The organism is Kribbella sp. NPDC056951 (genome assembly GCF_042674205.1).
GTDB classification, from domain to species: domain Bacteria; phylum Actinomycetota; class Actinomycetes; order Propionibacteriales; family Kribbellaceae; genus Kribbella; species Kribbella yunnanensis.
In genome coordinates this window covers 276,112-292,029 of the sequence record NZ_JBHUQZ010000007.1, presented here as the reverse complement: position 1 = coordinate 292,029, position 15,918 = coordinate 276,112, and the positions used below count along the sequence as shown (strand labels likewise).

Genomic DNA, 15,918 nt, shown 5'->3' with positions numbered 1-15,918 from the left:
TCTGTCGATCGAGGCGGTTGCCTGAGCCTATCCCGCCCCGGGTTCGCGACGGGCGGCCGGATCACTCGCCGGACAAATCTGCAGGTTGTTGCAACGCCTCACCAGGTACAGCTGTCGACACCGGTCGGCCGCAGGAAGCAGGCCAGTGCGGCGGCCTGCCGGTGGGGCGGGCGTGCCGACGCCCGCGCCACCGGCTCCCCTCGTCAGGCGCCCGACCCGGACACCACTGGCCGCGAGCCCTCGGTCGCGTGGCCGCCACGGCATCGCGAGCTGGGCTCACACTCTTCAGCTATTACCAGGCGCAGGCCACGATCAGGCCTCGTTCGTCTGGGGCGGGAGTGCTGACCTGTGGTGCCTGGCGGGGCTGGTCGGAGGGCGGCGCGGTGGGCGTGCGGGCAGAGTCAGCCGAGGTCGGGTGACTGACTGGGCGTTCGGTGCACCGCACGTGTGGCTCCCTCTCGTTGGCCGCTGACGTCAAGAATGCCGGTACAGACCGGTATTCGTCGACCGTAGTACTACGTAGTCGCAGTACGTAGTTCTGACCCGCGTGGCGTGTACAACCGACGGGTGGGGGCCTCGAACGATCCGACCAGTACGCCGGTTGAGCTCACCTCGTTCGTGGGGCGCGCGGAGGTGATCCGGGCCGGGCTGATCCGGCTGGAAGGCGCTCGGCTGCTGACGCTGGTGGGGCCGGGTGGTGTGGGCAAGACCCGCCTGGCCGGGCGGCTGGTGCGAGCGCTAGGCCGGACCGGGCGGAAGGCTCAGGTCCGCTGGTGCACGCTGACCGGCGTACCGGATGGTGCTGACGAGGCGGCGGTTGAGCGGGCCGTGGCGGAGGCGCTCGGGGTCGAGATCGTGACGGAGCACTCGGCCCGGCTGATGATCCTGGACCACCTGGCCGAGCTGGAGCGCGGCGGGCCCGTGGTGCTGGTGCTCGACAACTGCGAGCACGTGGTGGCTGCGGTGGGTGCGCTGGTCAGTGCGGTGCTCGGGGCCGGTGGGAGCGTGCAGATCCTGGCCACCAGTCGTGAGGGGCTGGGGTGTGCGGGCGAGGAGCTCTTCGATGTACCGCCGCTGTGGCGAGCTGAGGCGCTGGAGCTGTTCAAGGAGCGTGCGCAGGCGGTTGGCGTCGTCATCCAGGCCGCCGAGGACGATGCGGCCGCGCAGTTGTGCAGCCGGCTCGATGGGCTGCCGCTGGCGATCGAGCTGGCCGCGGCCGGGCTCCGCAGTCAGTCGGTCAGCGAGATCCTCGGTCGGCTGGACGGCGACCGCTTCCGGTTGCTGACCGGCGGCCCGCGCCATGGTGCGCATCCGATGCACCACAGCATCCGTGCGGCCGTGGAGTGGAGCTACAGGCTGTGCAGCGAGACCGAGCGCGCACTCTGGGCCCGGCTGTCGGTCTTCGAGAGCGGCTGGGACCTGGCCGCTGCAGAGGCCGTGGGCTCAGACGCCGATCTCCCGACGGACGACGTACTGCAGGTCCTCACCGAGCTGGTCGGCAAGTCGATCGTGACGGCCGACCGCAGCGACGGTACGACGCGCTACCGCATGCTCGAGACGTTGCGTCAGTACGGCTATGCGCAGCTGGCCGATCCCGCCGCGCAGTGTCGTCGGCACCGCGAGTACTTTCGCGTCCTGACTCGCGAAGCCGCAGCGGGCTGGTACAGCGCTCGCGAGGTGAGCTATCTGCAGCGGGCTCACACAGACCTGCCCAACCTCCGCGCTGCCATCGCCTGGAGCGCGGTGACGCCGGGCGAAGGTCGGGCCGGGCTGGAGCTCGCCGTGAACCTGGCCAGGCTGCGGCTGCAGTTCTACGTGGGAAACTCCGGCGAGACGATCGAGTGGCTCCGCAACGGTCTGCCGGCTGCTGGAACCCCAGCGCTGCGACTGTGGGCCGTAACGCTGGCAGGAGTGACCGCACTCGCCCAGGGCGATCTCGACACCGCGGACGAGATGCTCGAGCTCAGCCGGACCGGGCCGGTCCCGGACGACGACGTAGCGGCCGGGCTGGTCGCACTACTCGAAGGGCTCTACGCATTCTTCGCAGAAGGCAAAGCAGAGTCGATCGCCGTACTGCGTGATTCGGTGACCGCTTTCGAGAAAGCCGGGCCGCGGTACCAAGGCGAGCGCGCGATGGCGCTCCTGTTCGCCGGGATGGCGGCCGACTGGTACGGGACGGCCGAGGAGGCTCAGGAACTCACCGGCCGGTACGCCGCCGACACCACGGCTGCCGGTGCGGAGTGGGCGTTCGCGTGGGCACTCCTGGTCTGCGGCCTCGCCGTCATCTGGCATGGCGACCCGAACAGCCTGCCGCCGATCCCCCGACCCAAGAAGGAACCAGGCGATCACTGGGGCTTGATGTACCTCACGCACCTGGTCGCCTGGGCCGCAACAGCGACCATCAAGCAAAGCGCGACACCTGATCGGGCTACTGCGATCCGAGTCGCCAGAGCGCTCGGCGGCGCGGCCCGGCTCCGCGAGCGGTATCGGGTCGCCATCTCCGTGCTGCCGCCATTCCGCGATGCGAATCTCGAGGCTGAGCGGGTTGCCATCGGCGTACTGGGCCCTGCGGTTTTCGAGGAGACCTTCAGGGCCGCCCATGCACTCACGTACGACGACATCGCCGCGCTCGCCGCATCTGAGGATCCTGGCGATCCTGCTCTTGACGTTGTCGACGAGACGAGCGCTTGGGCCGGCCTGACGGCCACCGAGCAAGACGTTGCGCGGCTGGCGGCTGAGGGACTCAGCGATGCGCAGATCGCGCGTCGCCGAGTCTGTTCGGTGCGGACGGTCGAGAAGCACCTGGAGAACGTCCGCCGCAAACTGATGGTCGAGTCCCGGCACGGCATCGGCCAATGGATCCCGCGCCGGGACTGACCGGCGCCGCCACTCCCTGAGCCCCGGGTGACGGCGCGGCTCGTCAGGCGCTGACGGCAGGCTGTGCGTGGGTGGTGATCGCGAGGCGGTTCCAGAGGTTGATGGTGCCGATGGCAAGGATCACGTTCAGCGTGCCCTCTTCACCGAAGTGCTTGACCGCGTCGGCCCAGACGTCGTCCGGGACACCGTGGTCACCCAGCTTGGTGACCGCGTCGGTCAGGGCGAGCGCGGCCCGCTCGGTCTCGTCGTAGAACGGGACCTCGCGCCAGGCCGCCAGCCCGAACAGGCGCTGCGTGGTCTCGCCTTCCTTGAGCGCGTCCTTGGTGTGCATGTCCATGCAGAAACCACAGCCGTTGAGCAACGAGGCGCGCACCTTGATCAGGTGCAGCAGCGTGTGGTCCAGAACGCTCTGTACGTAGGTCTCGACGCCGTACACGGCCTTCACACCGGCCGGCATGGCCTTCATCATGTCGCTGCGTTGTTCCATACCTGTTTGACAAGGCAACCCGGTACGGCGTGACAGCGGGGCCGGTGACCTGGGTCACGTGGCCGGTTTGAGCACCGCCTGCGCCTTGGTCGCGGCAGCCTCGGCGGCGGCCTCCAGCACGGTCTCGTCACCGGCCAGCACGCTGACCGACAGGACCACGTCGTTCACGCCGGTGATCAGGGCGGTGAACTCGAGACCACGCTTGGGACCGCTGACACCCATCAGCCGGAACGCGAACGGCTCGGTGCCGTACTTCGGGGCGGTGAGCTCGTCGACCTGCATCGTCGTGCTGCCCTCGCCCTCGGCGCGCAGGCTGATCTTCGGGCAGGACGCGACCGCGTCGGCGTACTTCTCGCGCAGGCTCGCGACCTTCTCGACCGAGCCCAGGGCGTCGAAGCCGAAGTCGATGTAGGGCCCTTCCTGACCGCCGGAGAACGAGCGGCTGACAGTGGCCTTCGAGCCCGGCGCCTCGGTGGCGTTCAGGTATTTGACCAGGGTCTTGCAGCGGCTGCTCGGGGTCGAGAACGGCTTCGAGCCGTCATCCGGTTCCTCGTCCTCCCGGGAGAACCCGGCCGGTAGGTCGGACAGCTCGAGCAGCGCCTTGGTCAGGTCCGCTTCGGTGCGCACGACCAGTCCGGTCGCCGGGTCGGTCGTCGCGTGGACGGCCTCGGGCGGCGTGGAGGTCGGCGTCGAAGGTACCGACGGAGCCGGGGTCGGAGGGGCGGAGCCCTTGTCGTCGCCCCCACCACACGCGGTCAGCGTGAACGTGAGAGCAGCGGCGAGCGCGAGGGAGGACGACACGAACCTGGTCATGGAATTCCTAGTGTCCCGTGGGCGGGGGCCGAGCAGGCAGCAGCGTACCGGATCAGAAACTGTGCGAGCGCAGGTGGATGTTCTGCAGCAGCCCGACCGCGAGCAGACCGGCGAACATCGACGAACCGCCGTAGGAGACGAATGGCAGCGGCAACCCGGTGACCGGCATGATTCCGAGCGTCATCCCGATGTTCTCGAAGGCCTGGAAGGCGAACCAGCACACCACCCCGGTGGCGACCAAGCGGCCGAACGCGTCGCGGGCGTTGATCGCGATCCGCAACCCGCGGAACAGGATCAGCGCGAACAGCACGATGATCGCGCCGGCGCCGATCAGGCCGAGCTCCTCACCGGCCACGGTGAAGACGAAGTCGGTGTGCTGCTCGGGAACGAACGCGTTCTGCGTCTGGCCGCCGTGGAACAGGCCTTGGCCGAACACCCCACCGTTGCCGATCGCGATCCGCGCCTGGTTCACGTTGTAGCCGGTGCCTTGCAGGTCACCCTCGGGATTCGCGAACGAGGTGAAGCGATCGAGCTGGTACGTCTTCAAGATCTGCAGCTTGATCGCGAGTGCCGCGATCACCACGCCGGCCGTGACGAGACCGAGCATCCAGCGTTTCGGGACGCCGGAGACCGCGATGATCCCGAACACGATCGAGCCGAGCACCATCACCGTGCCCAGGTCGGGCTGCAGCATCACCAGCAGCACCGGGATCGCGGCGACGGCGATCGCTTGGGCGACGTCGATCGTGCGGGCTGTCTCGTTCCGGTCGGTCTCACCCTTCTCCGCGATCAGCAGCGACATCCCGACGATCACCGCGAGCTTCGCGAACTCGCTGGGCTGGATCGACATCCACGGCAGCTGGATCCAGGACCGCGAGCCGTTGATGACCGCGCCCACTCCGGGCACCAGGACAAGGATCAGTCCCACGATCGCGGCGGCGTACAGGACCGGGGCGAGCAGCCGGAGCCGGCGCGGATCGGTGACCGCGGCGCCGACCGCGAGGATCAGGCCGATGGCGAAGTTCATCGCGTGCCGGAGCAGGAAGAAGTGCGGGTTGCCTTCGGTCAGCGACTCGCGGTTGTGGGTCGCGGACCAGATCAGCAGCGCGCCGATTGCCGACAGTGCGACCACGCCCAGCACGAGGATCCAGTCCACTTGCCAGACGGTCGATCGCCGGTCGGCGCGCGGCCTGGTCCGGATCGGGCTCAGCGTCGCCATTACTGGGGCTTCTTGGGATCGGTGGCCGGGGGTGCGGGCTTGATGTCGTACAGCGTCTCGTAGATCTTGCGGACCGCTTCACCACCGGCACCCGAACCGGTTCCGGCCTGGCTCAGCATCATCACCACGGCATAGCGATCGGTGTACGACGCCATCCACGACGTGGTCTGTTTGCCGAAGACCTCGGCGGTACCGGTCTTGGCCCGGATCGGGATCGTGTCGAGCGGGAACCCCGCGAACTTCCACGCCGCGGTACCGCTGCGGGCGGTTTCCTTGAGCCCCTTGTCGATATAGCGCAGGTTGTTCGCCGAGACCGGCAGCTTGGCCTTCACGGACGGCTTGATCACGTGGTTCTTGCCGTTGGCGCCTCGCCACGACTCGACGACACGTGGCTCGTACAACGTGCCGCCGTTCGACAGGGCCGAGTAGACGACCGCCAACTGCAGCGGCGTGATCGTCGTATCGCCCTGGCCGATCGAGAAGTTCACCGCGTCACCGGCGCGGTACCGGTAACCGTCGACGCAGAATTCGCGAGAGAACTGCTTGAGGAACGCCGACGTACCGGCCGGAGGGCTGGCGGCGAGCTTGCAGTAGTAGTCCTTCTGCGAGTCGTAGTACTGCTTCTTCCACTTGCGGTCCGCGATCCGGCCGCTCACCTCACCGGGCAGATCGATCCCGGTCGGGGTACCGAGGCCGAACTTCTTGGCCATCTCGACCAGCGGATCGCGCGCGTTGATGTCACCGGAGTTGCCACCCTCTTTGAGCCACAGGGCGTAGGCGATCCGGTAGAAGAAGGTGTCGCAGGAGATCGACAGCGCCCGGTCGAACCCGATCATCCCGTACGACGCGGACTCGTAGTTCTTGAAGCGGCGGTCACCGACCTCGAGGAACGACGAGCAGTCCAGCCGGGTCTTCGTGCTGTACCCGGCGCCGAGCGCGGCGGCGGTGGTGATCGGTTTGAACGTCGAACCGGGCGCCAGCTGGCCCTGCAGGGCGCGCGAGACCAGCGGCGTCCCGGACTTGGGCGAGTAGAGCCCGTCGAGCTCGCGCTGGCTGATCCCGCCGACCCAGACGCCCGGGTCGTAGTCGGGGTAGCTGGCCATCGCGACGATCCGGCCGGTCTTGGTGTCCATGACGACCGCGGCACCGGAGTCGGCGACGTACTTGCGTTTGGTGATCTTGTCGTACTGCTTGCGGGCATTGAACAACGCACCGCGCAACTGCGTCTCGACCGAGGCCTGGATCCGCGCGTCGATCGAGCTCACGATCGTCGCGCCCGGTGTCGGTGCGGTCTGCTTCTCGATACCGGTCGTGTACCCGACCGCGTCGACGATGACGTCCTTCACCCCGGGTGCGCCGCGCAGCATCGCGTCGTACGTGCGCTCGACACCGGCCCGGCCGACCAGGTCCGAGCGGTGCGGGACCGAGTCCTGCCCGGACTTGTCGATCTTCTCCAGCTCGTCGGTCGTGATCGGCGAGAGGTAGCCGAGGATGTGCGCCGCGTTCACGTGGTACGGCGCCGGGTACGCGCGTAGCGTCTGCGAATCGGCCCCGACCCCCGGGAAGTCCTCGCGACGCTCCATCACCTCGATCGCGACCTGCTCGCTGACGTCCTTGGCGACCGGGATCGGCTGGTACGGCGTCCCGTTCCAGCAGCGCGGTGGTTTCGACGCACCGGGCTCGCCGCAGAGCATCGTGCGGTCCTTCAGCTCCTTCGGGGTCTGGCCGAGCACCTTGGCCAGCCGCGCGATCACCTGGGTCTGCTGTTTGTCCGGCAGCTTCGCGAGCACCGACCGATCGACGGTGATCACCAGCGACACCCGGTTGCCGACCAGCGTCCGGCCCTTGGCGTCCACGATCGTGCCGCGGGGTGCTGGCACCAGCACCTGGCGAGTGTGGTTCTGCGTCGCGGCCTGGGTGTAGTCGGCGCTGGACATCACCTGCATGTACCAGAGCCGGGCGAACAGTGTGCAGAACAAGGAGAAAACCAGTACACCGATCACGAACAACCGCAGCCGTGCCTTCAGCGGCGTCTCGAAACCGTCAAAACTCACGGGTCATCACCCGGCGCTCACGAGTCGCCGTGAAGCGGGACATCAGCCACATCACGAGCGGTATGACGACGATCGCACCGACCACGTCGTACCCGGCGGCGATCCCGATGCGGACGCCGAACTGCCCCCAGTCGACCGAGGGATCGTGCAGTAACGCACCCGTGGCCGAGTAGATCAGCAGCGACAGCCCGGCCCCGAAGACAACTGTCAGGGCGACGCCCAAGGGACCGACCGGACCGGCTGAGGTCTCGCGCCGGATCAGACCGGCCACGTAGCCAGCGATCGCCAGCGCGAGCGCCCAGCGACCGGCGGTGTGGTCGGCAGGCGGCACGATGTCGAGCAGCAGACCGCCCACGAAACCGGCGATCGCACCCCACTCCGGACCGCGCGACAACGCCAGCGCGATCACCACGATCAGCACCAGGTCACAGGTGACTCCGGCGACCGCGATATTCGTCAGCACGGACGTCTGGATAGTGACCGCCAGCATCAGCAGCAAGGCGGCCAACCCGACTCTTAGTGCGATCACGTTAACTCTCCCTTCTCTTAACGAGCACTGCCTGCTGTTGTTGTTGGCTTGAGTTGTGGTCGGGCGGGGCGTGCCGGCGGACCGGTCACCACACCCACGGTGTCGATCCGGGTGGGATCGACGTACGGCTTGATCGTTGCGGTCGTGCCGAGCCCACCGGCCGTCGCCGACACCGAGGTGACGACACCGATCGGAACCCCGGGCACGTACGGCGCGTTGCCGCTGGAACCCCAGGTGACGATCCGGTCCCCGATCCGCGGCTTCGCCTTCAGGTCGACGAGCTTGTAGTCCAAGGTCCCGGCCAGCTCGCCACGACCCGACACGAATCCCAGGGCCAGCGTCGAGTTCAACCGTCCACCGACCGTCGAGTTACGGTCGCCGATCAGCAGCACGGTCGCGGTCGCCTCGGTCGTCCGCACCACGCGACCGACCAGACCACTCCCGTTGATCACCGTCATGTCCGCCCGGACGCCATCCGCCGTACCGGCGTCGATCGTGACGGTGTGGTTGAAGCTCTGCAGACTGCCGATCCCGATCACCCGGGCCGGAGTCATGGTGAACTTCGGCGCGAGCCGGAGCAGGCTGTCCAGCTCGCCGGCCCGGTTCCGCGCGTAGTCGGTGGTGTTCAGCTCCTGGCGGAGCTTGTCGTTCTCGCTTTGCAGTTTTTCATTCTCTGCCTTCAACTTATCCGTTTCCGCGAAGCGGTCCCGGAGGTTGTCCACAGGCTGCCGGGCCGAGCTCGCGGTCGACTCCAGCGGGCCGAAGACGGCCGCGGCGCCGGCCCGCAACGGCTCCACCGGCGAACCGGCCGAGCGGCGGGCGTCGAGCACGATGAGCGTGAAGCAGGCCAGGATGATCAGAACCAGAATCGTCCGGCGGCGCCGGATCTCCCGCGGCACCCCGGCCGCCCGGACCAGGCCTCGCGCGGGGGTGCCGAGGTCTTTGAGCATGGTCAGCGCCGGTTGTCGGTGACGAGAATCCGGTTCAGCGTCTCGATGTTGTCGACACACTTGCCGGCGCCCAGGACGACCGCGTCCAGCGGATTGTCCGCGACATGGATCGGGATCCCGGTCTCGTGCCGGAGCCGCTCGTCCATGCCCTTGAGCAGCGCGCCGCCGCCGGTCAGCACGATGCCGCGGTCGACGATGTCACCGGCCAGCTCCGGCGGGGTCTTGTCCAGGGTGGCCTTGACTGCGTCGACGATCGCGGTGATCGGCTCCTCGATCGCCTGCCGGATGTTCGCCGAGGAGACCTTCACGGTGCGCGGCAGCCCGGAGATCATGTCCCGGCCGCGGATCTCACTGTCCGGACCGTCGGTGGTCGGGAACGCCGACCCGATCGTCATCTTGATCTGCTCCGAGGTCGCCTCGCCGAGCAGCAGCGAGTACTCCTTCTTGCAGTAGTTCACCACCGCCTTGTCGATGGCGTCCCCGGCCACCCGGATCGACTGGCTGGTGACGATGCCGCCGAACGAGATGACCGCGACCTCCGTCGTACCGCCGCCGATGTCGACGACCATGTTGCCGGTCGCGTCGCGAACCTCGAGATTCGAGCCGAGGGCCGCAGCCATCGGCTCCTCGATGATGTAGACCTTGCGCGCGCCGGCCATGTACCCAGCGTCACGGACGGCGCGCTGCTCCACCGCGGTGATTCCGGAGGGTACGCAGACCACGATCCGTGGTTTGGCGAAGTACCGGCGGCGGTGCACCCGCTGGATGAAGTACCGCAGCATCTGCTCGGCAGCGTCGAAGTCGGCGATCACGCCGTCCTTGAGCGGCCGGATCGCGGTGATGTTCCCCGGCGTCCGGCCGATCATCTTCTTCGCCTCGTGACCGAACGCGACCGCCTCACGCGGCTCGTCGGTCCGGGTCGCGACCACGGACGGTTCGTTCAGAACGACACCACGCCCTCGTACGTAGACGAGGGTGTTGGCCGTTCCGAGGTCGACCGCCATGTCGCGGCCGAGCATGCTGTTCGCCATCCCGGGGCCCTCCACCTGCTCGGGTCCTGAGATTCTCAGGCTAAGCGCGGACCCAGCGCCACCCGGGGACCGACACGACCCGTCTGCCCAGCACGCATCGTATCGGTCCCCTCACTCATCGGGCAGTTCGGGTCACTCGAACAGCCACTCGCTCAGGCCGACCAGGTTGTCGGCGGTGGTGACCGCGACCTTCATCGGTCCGCCGAACTTGTCCTCGACCATCTTGCCCATCGTCTCGCACGGGTCGTCCCAGCAGCTGAACGCCCGCACACCGCTGTAATAGATCTGCGGCGCGAACACCCCGATCGAGGAGTTGTCCTTCTGCCCGAGCAGCGGGCCGATGATCCTCGTCCCGGTGTCCCGTTTCGACTGGTCGTAGAACATCTTGTCGATCCGAGCGCGCTCCTTGTCGTTGTGCAGGCCGACTTTCTCGGCGTTGCGGTAGCCGAAGTCGTGCCGCTGACAGGCTGACGTCAGCTGCAGGTTCGGCATATGGCTGCAGCCGTCCGACCCGAAGTCGAAGTCGTAGTACTCCTTCCACATCGGATCGTTCTGGTGCGCCTGGGCATAGGCGAAGAGCTTCTGGCCCTCGGGCGTGTTCGCCGTCAGCCGCTGGTACATCTTCCGGCGCTCCTTGAGGGGAGCGAGTGGGAGCTTCTTGCGGGGTTTGTGGTTCTTCCACCAGCCGCATTTGCCTCCGCAGGCCTTGGCCTTGGCTTGCTTGCGCTTTTCGGCCGCCTTGCGGTGGTTGGCTCGGGAGTCGGTCCAGCGGCCGTTGTCGCTCTCCCAGAAGCGCAGGCCGTCGGGGTCACTGAACGTGGCGGGGCTGTTGTTGCCGTAGGCGTAGGCGTTCAGTTGCTGCGGGTCGGCCGGGTCGATCACCGGGTCGACGGACAGGAACCTGCCCAGCGCCGGGTCGTACTCCCGGGCGCCCAGGCGGGTCAGCCCGGTCTCCGGGTTGGGTACGCCGCCCACGAAGGCACGGTCTCCCCCGGTCCAGCCGGTTGCCGAGTCCCGCGGTACGCCGAAGGGGTCGAGCAGTCGCGTAGTGATGGCCAGGGTGGCTGCGTCCAGCGCCGCCTGGGCGGTGCCGTAACGGTCGTCCACTGTCCAGCTGAAGCCACTGCTGGTGCGGACGCCCAGTCCGGTGTAGTACCGCGTCCCCTTGACGACTGTGCCGGTCAGCTTCAGTTCACCGGCGCCCACGAACAGAGTCGTCGAACCACTGTCGCGGCGGATCAGCGGCTGCCCGTCGGCGTCGTACACGTAGCTGCTGCCGCCGACGGAGGTCAGCAGACCCTCGTCGCTCCAGACGAGCGGTTGCGGCTTGCCGTCCGGACCGGTCCGACTGACCGTGTTCCCCGCGACGTCGTACTGGTACGACGCCACCGTCGCCCCAGTGGTCACCGACTGGACCGCATGCGGCAGGTCGCTGCCGGGCTGGCCGTAGGCGTACGTGCTGACCTTGTCGGCTGCCCCACCGAGACCCTTGGTGGTGATCTTGGTGCGGTTGCCGGTCAGGTCGTACGTGTACTCCTGCCAGTACGGCGCTGGGCCTCCGACCCGAGCGGCGTTCGGCGCACCGGCGCAGTCATCGGTGGCCGTCCAGGCGGCCGTCGTACGGCGGAGGTGGTCGTAGCTGAAGCACTGGGTGTCCAGCGAGCGGCCCTGGAGCTGGTCGCCGATCTTGGTGACGTTTCCAGCCGGGTCGTAGCTGTAGGTCTGGTTCGCGGCCAACACGCTGCCCTGCGCGTCCCGTTGCATCTTGACCTGGCTGAGCCGGCTGGTGCCCGCGTCGTAGAACGAGGTGCGCCAGAGCGTCTTGTCTGTCGGTCCGAGCACGGTCTGCGCGACCTCACCCAGTCCGGTGTACTTGGTGTCGTTGACGTAGGTCAGCGCACCGGTGACCTTGTCCTGCTGCCCGGAGGTCTCGTACGAGTAGTTGAGTGTCTCCGCGGGCAGATCGCCCAGCTTGGGGAGGCCGGTCGACCACAGGCTGCCGTCGTCGGCATAGGTCTGGCTGCTGGTGTAGGTCCCCGCGAGCTTGCCCTCGGTCCCAGGAATCACCAGCTGCTCCCCCGAGGAGCGCCCAGCCTCGTCGTAGCCTGTGATCGACCGGACGTACTCGGTCTGACCAACGTAACGGGTCGAGGAGGTCAGCTTTCCCTTCGACAGAGTGTCGTAAACCGACTTGGTCAGCAGCGGTCCGGTGGCCGAACCACTGTGCGTTTCGACCTTGCGACCGAGGTCGTCGTAGCTGGTCGTCACACTCTTTCCACGCGCATCCGTCGTACTGAGCACCTGGCCGGCGTCGTCGTACGTCATGGTGGCGATGCCCTTGTCCGGGTCGTCCACCTTGACCTTGCGACCCAGCACGTCGTACTCGTAGCGCCACACGTTGCCGGCGGAGTCCTTGACCGACTCCATGTCACCGCGCTTGGTGTAGCTGTACGTGGTGGTGTCCGCCGGAGTGCTGGTGGTGCGGCCCTGGTACTGCAGCCGGGAGGTGGTCTGACCGCGAGCGTCGGTGACGGTCGTGGTCAGCGTGCCGCCGAGCGGAGGCAGCACGGTCACCCGGTCGCCGCCGTACGTCGTGGTCGTCCGCCACTTGTCGACGTTGTACTCGACGTGCACCTCGGCGGTCTGCCGCTCAGCGCCGTCGAAGCCGATCACCGTCGCGTTCGGCACCTCACCGTGCGCGGCTGTCGCCAGCGTCGTACCTGGCGCGTTCGTCGGGTCGTAGAACGGCGATCGCTTGTAGAACACCAGTCCACGGCTGTTGGTGAACTCGTCGGTCAGGATGCGGCCGCCGAGCGGGCTGGACGCCTGCGTCTGCCGAAGCCGCAGGAAGCCGTCAAACAGCTGGTACGACGGCACCTGGTTGCCGTTGGCCTTCAGCGTGAGCGTCTTGACCCATGTCGGGCCGCCAGTCTTCCGAACGCCGTACTCGAACTGCAGATGCGGCGACTCCTGGTTCGCACTAGACCGGCCGGGCTGCCAGACCGCGGTCAGCCGCCCGAGTGCGTCGTACGTGGCCGAGGTGATCCGGTTGTCGGCGTCAGTACTGGTCACCGGCTTCCCGAGGCGCGGATCGAGCGCCTGCTTGGTGACATGCCCGAGTGCGTTGGTCTTGGTGAACACAGTGGTCAGACCGTTGACATCGGTGTACGCAGCGGTCGTGGGGCGGTTCAGCGCGTCTTTGATCTGCAGCGAGCGGCCATAGTCGTCGTACGTCGTGGTTGCCTGTGTCACGTACGTCGGTGTGCCGCCGCTGAACGACTTGGCAACCTCGAGCTTGGTCTCGTTGCCATTGTCGTCGTACGACGTCTTGGTGTCCTCGATCACGTCAGTCGACGCTCCGCCACACGCGGTGCCGATCGTGCGGACCTGACCGGCCAGGTCCATCAGCCACTTGGCCGTGTTCTGGCTGTACGTGGTCGTGGTGCACCGGTCGTCGGATGCAGTGGCAGTGTCGCCGAGGTCGTTCACCTCGGTCGGGTTGCCGTACTCGTCGTACTTGGTCTGTACCTCAGTGGTCCGGAACCCACCGGCGGCCAGCGCAGTCCGGCTCACCACGCGTGCTTCTTCGACCTGGTGCGCCTCGTACGGCGCCTGCTCGGCGGTGCGCCGGGACCACGGGTCATGGATCTCGCTACTGACCACTGGACCGCCGACACCGTTGTAGGTGATCTCCTCGCGCATCGTCCCGGAGTACTGCTTAGCATCCGGAGTGACTGTGCCAGTGGAGTCGGTGAGGTTGCCGCCCAGACCGCGGTAGTACTGGTAGCGAGTCGCGGACTGCGGACTGGTCGGCTCTTGGGTCGTGTCGCCCTTGGTGACCAGCACCTTCTCGTAGCCACGCCACTGCGTCCAGCTGCGGAACTTCGGGTCCGAGAGCGGGTTGTCGTCGTACGCCCAGGCAGCGTCGCCCTCGTAGGTGTACAAGGTGCGGGTGTCGTAGTTGGTGGTGACGGTGTCGTCCTCGGTCACCTCAGCGACCACGTACTTGTGGAACCAGTCGTTGCGAGGCTCCACCTCAGGTGCCATCACCCAGCGGACCGGGAAGCACCGCTTGCCGTTGCTCGACGGCGTGGGCAGTGTCGTGGGCGTGCAGTTCGTAGGCGCATATGTCACGTTGGTCCGGCCGCCGGACTCGTTGGTGACACTGACGATCCGGGGCCGGTTCATGGCCGGCAGACCATCCGGGTCGGAGTCCACCCGGTTCGGCTTCATCTCGTAGGCGAAGCTGACCGGCGGCAGGCTGACTGGTGTGTCAGTTGCCAGTCCGGTCCGAGTGATCGAGTCCAGCCACAGCGGTGCGGCCGTTGCATCACCTGGTACCGGATAGCTCTGGGTGAGGTCCCACTGGTCGACGTGGGCCCAATTGCCTCCGCCCTTGGACACCTGCGTGTTCACCTTGGCCAGTCGCTTGGTCGTCCAGAAGCTCGGTGACAGCTCGTCCTTGCAGTCGGCCTGCGCACACTCGGTGTCCCAGGGGACGTCCGGCCAGCTCTTGGCGTCGTGCACAGTGCAGTTCTGCCCGGAGGCGCACCGGTCAGCTGTGGTGAAGACGACGCGTGCGGCCGCCTGGGCGTACGCGTTGCCGTCGCGCAGGCCGTACTCGATCTGCTTCAGCGTGGCGTTCCGTGCGTACGAAGCAACACTCGCACCGAGGTTCTGGCCATACTTACCGGTCTCGACGTCGTAGTAGTAGCTCATCGCGTTGCCGTTGCGGTCCACGACGTAGTCGACGTTCCAGCGGTACGCCTGCTGACATGCGCTCGCTGCGAACGTCGCCTTGTTGCAGGGCTCGCCGGTGTCGTTTCCGTAGACCGGCATGCCCAGCGTCGAGTTCGTCGCAGCCTTACCGGTGGTCCAGCCCGGGAGCCGGTTCAGACCGAAGTAGTACTGCGTCCCGTCCGGTGTGGTGATCTTCCAGTACTCACCATTGTCGTCGTCGCTGATACCCGCCGTCCGCAGGATGTGCTCGACCTTGGTGCCGTCGTCACTCTCCGGACGCCAGGTGCCGTTCTGGAAGACCAGGTGGCCGGAGCGGTCCCCCAGCGACATGATCGCGTTCTCGGTCTCCCAGCACATGTCGCCGGTCTTGGTCTTGCCGTTGTTGCCGTCGAGGTCGTCGGCACAGGCCTTGTAGGACCGCTCGATGAAGCCACCCCCCAGGTCCCAGCCCTCACCGATCCACGAGGTCTGGTTGTTGGTCGCCACCGTGCGTCCGTCGACACTCTGCGACGAGTACGACGCAGCCAGGTCAGGCTCGAGCCCACCGGCCACCTTGGGCACTGTGAAGTTGTAGCCCCAGTTGAACCCGCCGCTGGACGTTGAGACCTGCCAAGTACCCGACGCCGACAGCGACGTCGCCTTGTACGTTCCGGCCGAACCGCTCGGGGCTGCCGCAACCGTGAAGCTGCTCGACGCTGCATTCACCGGTACGTCGGCGTACAGCTTGCCGGCCTTGGTGTCGTTGCGCTGGTTCTGTGCGCCGTTCACCTGCAGGCGGGACGCCCAGTCGGCGCCGAACGAGTCGCGGAAGGCCGAGTAGTCGACTGCGACCCGCACTGTGCCTTTGGCCGACTTGCCGTCGGTCCGGCGCAGCTGGAAGTTCAGCTGATCCTTACCCCGCGGCTCCAGCTCGACCTTGACCTTGGCCGGTGAGGCCGAGCTGGTCCTCGCCACACTGATCGGGAACTGGGTTGCTGCCTTGCCTACTGCGAGCTCTGCATTACCTGTGCTCGGCCAGGCCGTGTGCAGGGCCTGGGTCTGCTGAGCGGGCTTGGTCGGTACTGCCTGCGGGGTGAAGGCTTTCGTCTTCACCGACGGGGTGGTCGGTAACTCCGGTGTGGCCGGCGCGGGTGCCTTCTCGGGTAAGACAGCGGCCTCAGCCGGTGCCGTCAAGGAGAGGACGACTATTCCCACAGCGGCTGCGAGTGCTTTGTTCAT

The 15,918-nt window shown here is 67.2% G+C and carries 9 protein-coding genes; 1 reads left to right on the top strand and 8 read right to left on the bottom strand.

The genetic code is table 11. The features are described from left to right. The first annotated feature begins 567 nt into the window (after positions 1-567). The gene (locus tag ACFTSF_RS27095; RefSeq protein WP_380156669.1) at positions 568-2,877 is read left to right on the top strand and encodes an ATP-binding protein; all 2,310 of its coding nucleotides are present in this window, start codon (positions 568-570) and stop codon (positions 2,875-2,877) included. Positions 2,878-2,920: 43 nt separating this feature from the next. Here the strand turns inward: ACFTSF_RS27095 and ACFTSF_RS27090 are convergent, their stop codons facing one another. From ACFTSF_RS27090 to ACFTSF_RS27055, 8 genes are all read right to left on the bottom strand, one after another. Then, entirely contained in the window at positions 2,921-3,364 is a 444-nt protein-coding gene (locus ACFTSF_RS27090) for a carboxymuconolactone decarboxylase family protein (RefSeq protein ID WP_344149042.1), read from the bottom strand. Positions 3,365-3,418: 54 nt separating this feature from the next. Further along, entirely contained in the window at positions 3,419-4,177 is a 759-nt protein-coding gene (locus ACFTSF_RS27085) for a hypothetical protein (protein WP_380156667.1), read from the bottom strand. A gap of 52 nt (positions 4,178-4,229) precedes the next feature. Next, positions 4,230-5,396: a rod shape-determining protein RodA gene (gene rodA, locus ACFTSF_RS27080; RefSeq protein ID WP_344149036.1), complete on the bottom strand. Its 1,167-nt coding sequence runs from the start codon at positions 5,394-5,396 to the stop codon at positions 4,230-4,232. Continuing rightward, positions 5,396-7,450, bottom strand: coding sequence for a penicillin-binding protein 2 (gene mrdA, locus ACFTSF_RS27075; protein WP_380156665.1), 2,055 nt, complete (start codon positions 7,448-7,450; stop codon positions 5,396-5,398). The genes rodA and mrdA overlap by 1 nt, the downstream gene beginning before the upstream one ends. Further along, complete coding sequence (mreD, locus tag ACFTSF_RS27070) at positions 7,440-7,979, bottom strand: rod shape-determining protein MreD (protein ID WP_132413481.1); 540 nt, start codon at positions 7,977-7,979, stop codon at positions 7,440-7,442. The genes mrdA and mreD overlap by 11 nt, the downstream gene beginning before the upstream one ends. A gap of 17 nt (positions 7,980-7,996) precedes the next feature. Beyond that, on the bottom strand, positions 7,997-8,929 hold the full coding sequence (gene mreC / locus ACFTSF_RS27065) for a rod shape-determining protein MreC (protein ID WP_380156662.1): 933 nt from the start codon (positions 8,927-8,929) through the stop codon (positions 7,997-7,999). A gap of 2 nt (positions 8,930-8,931) precedes the next feature. Continuing rightward, positions 8,932-9,960, bottom strand: coding sequence for a rod shape-determining protein (locus ACFTSF_RS27060; protein ID WP_132413477.1), 1,029 nt, complete (start codon positions 9,958-9,960; stop codon positions 8,932-8,934). 132 nt (positions 9,961-10,092) lie between these two features. Beyond that, a complete protein-coding gene (locus ACFTSF_RS27055) occupies positions 10,093-15,918 on the bottom strand; it encodes a phospholipase A2 (protein ID WP_380156661.1) in 5,826 nt (1,941 codons plus the stop codon).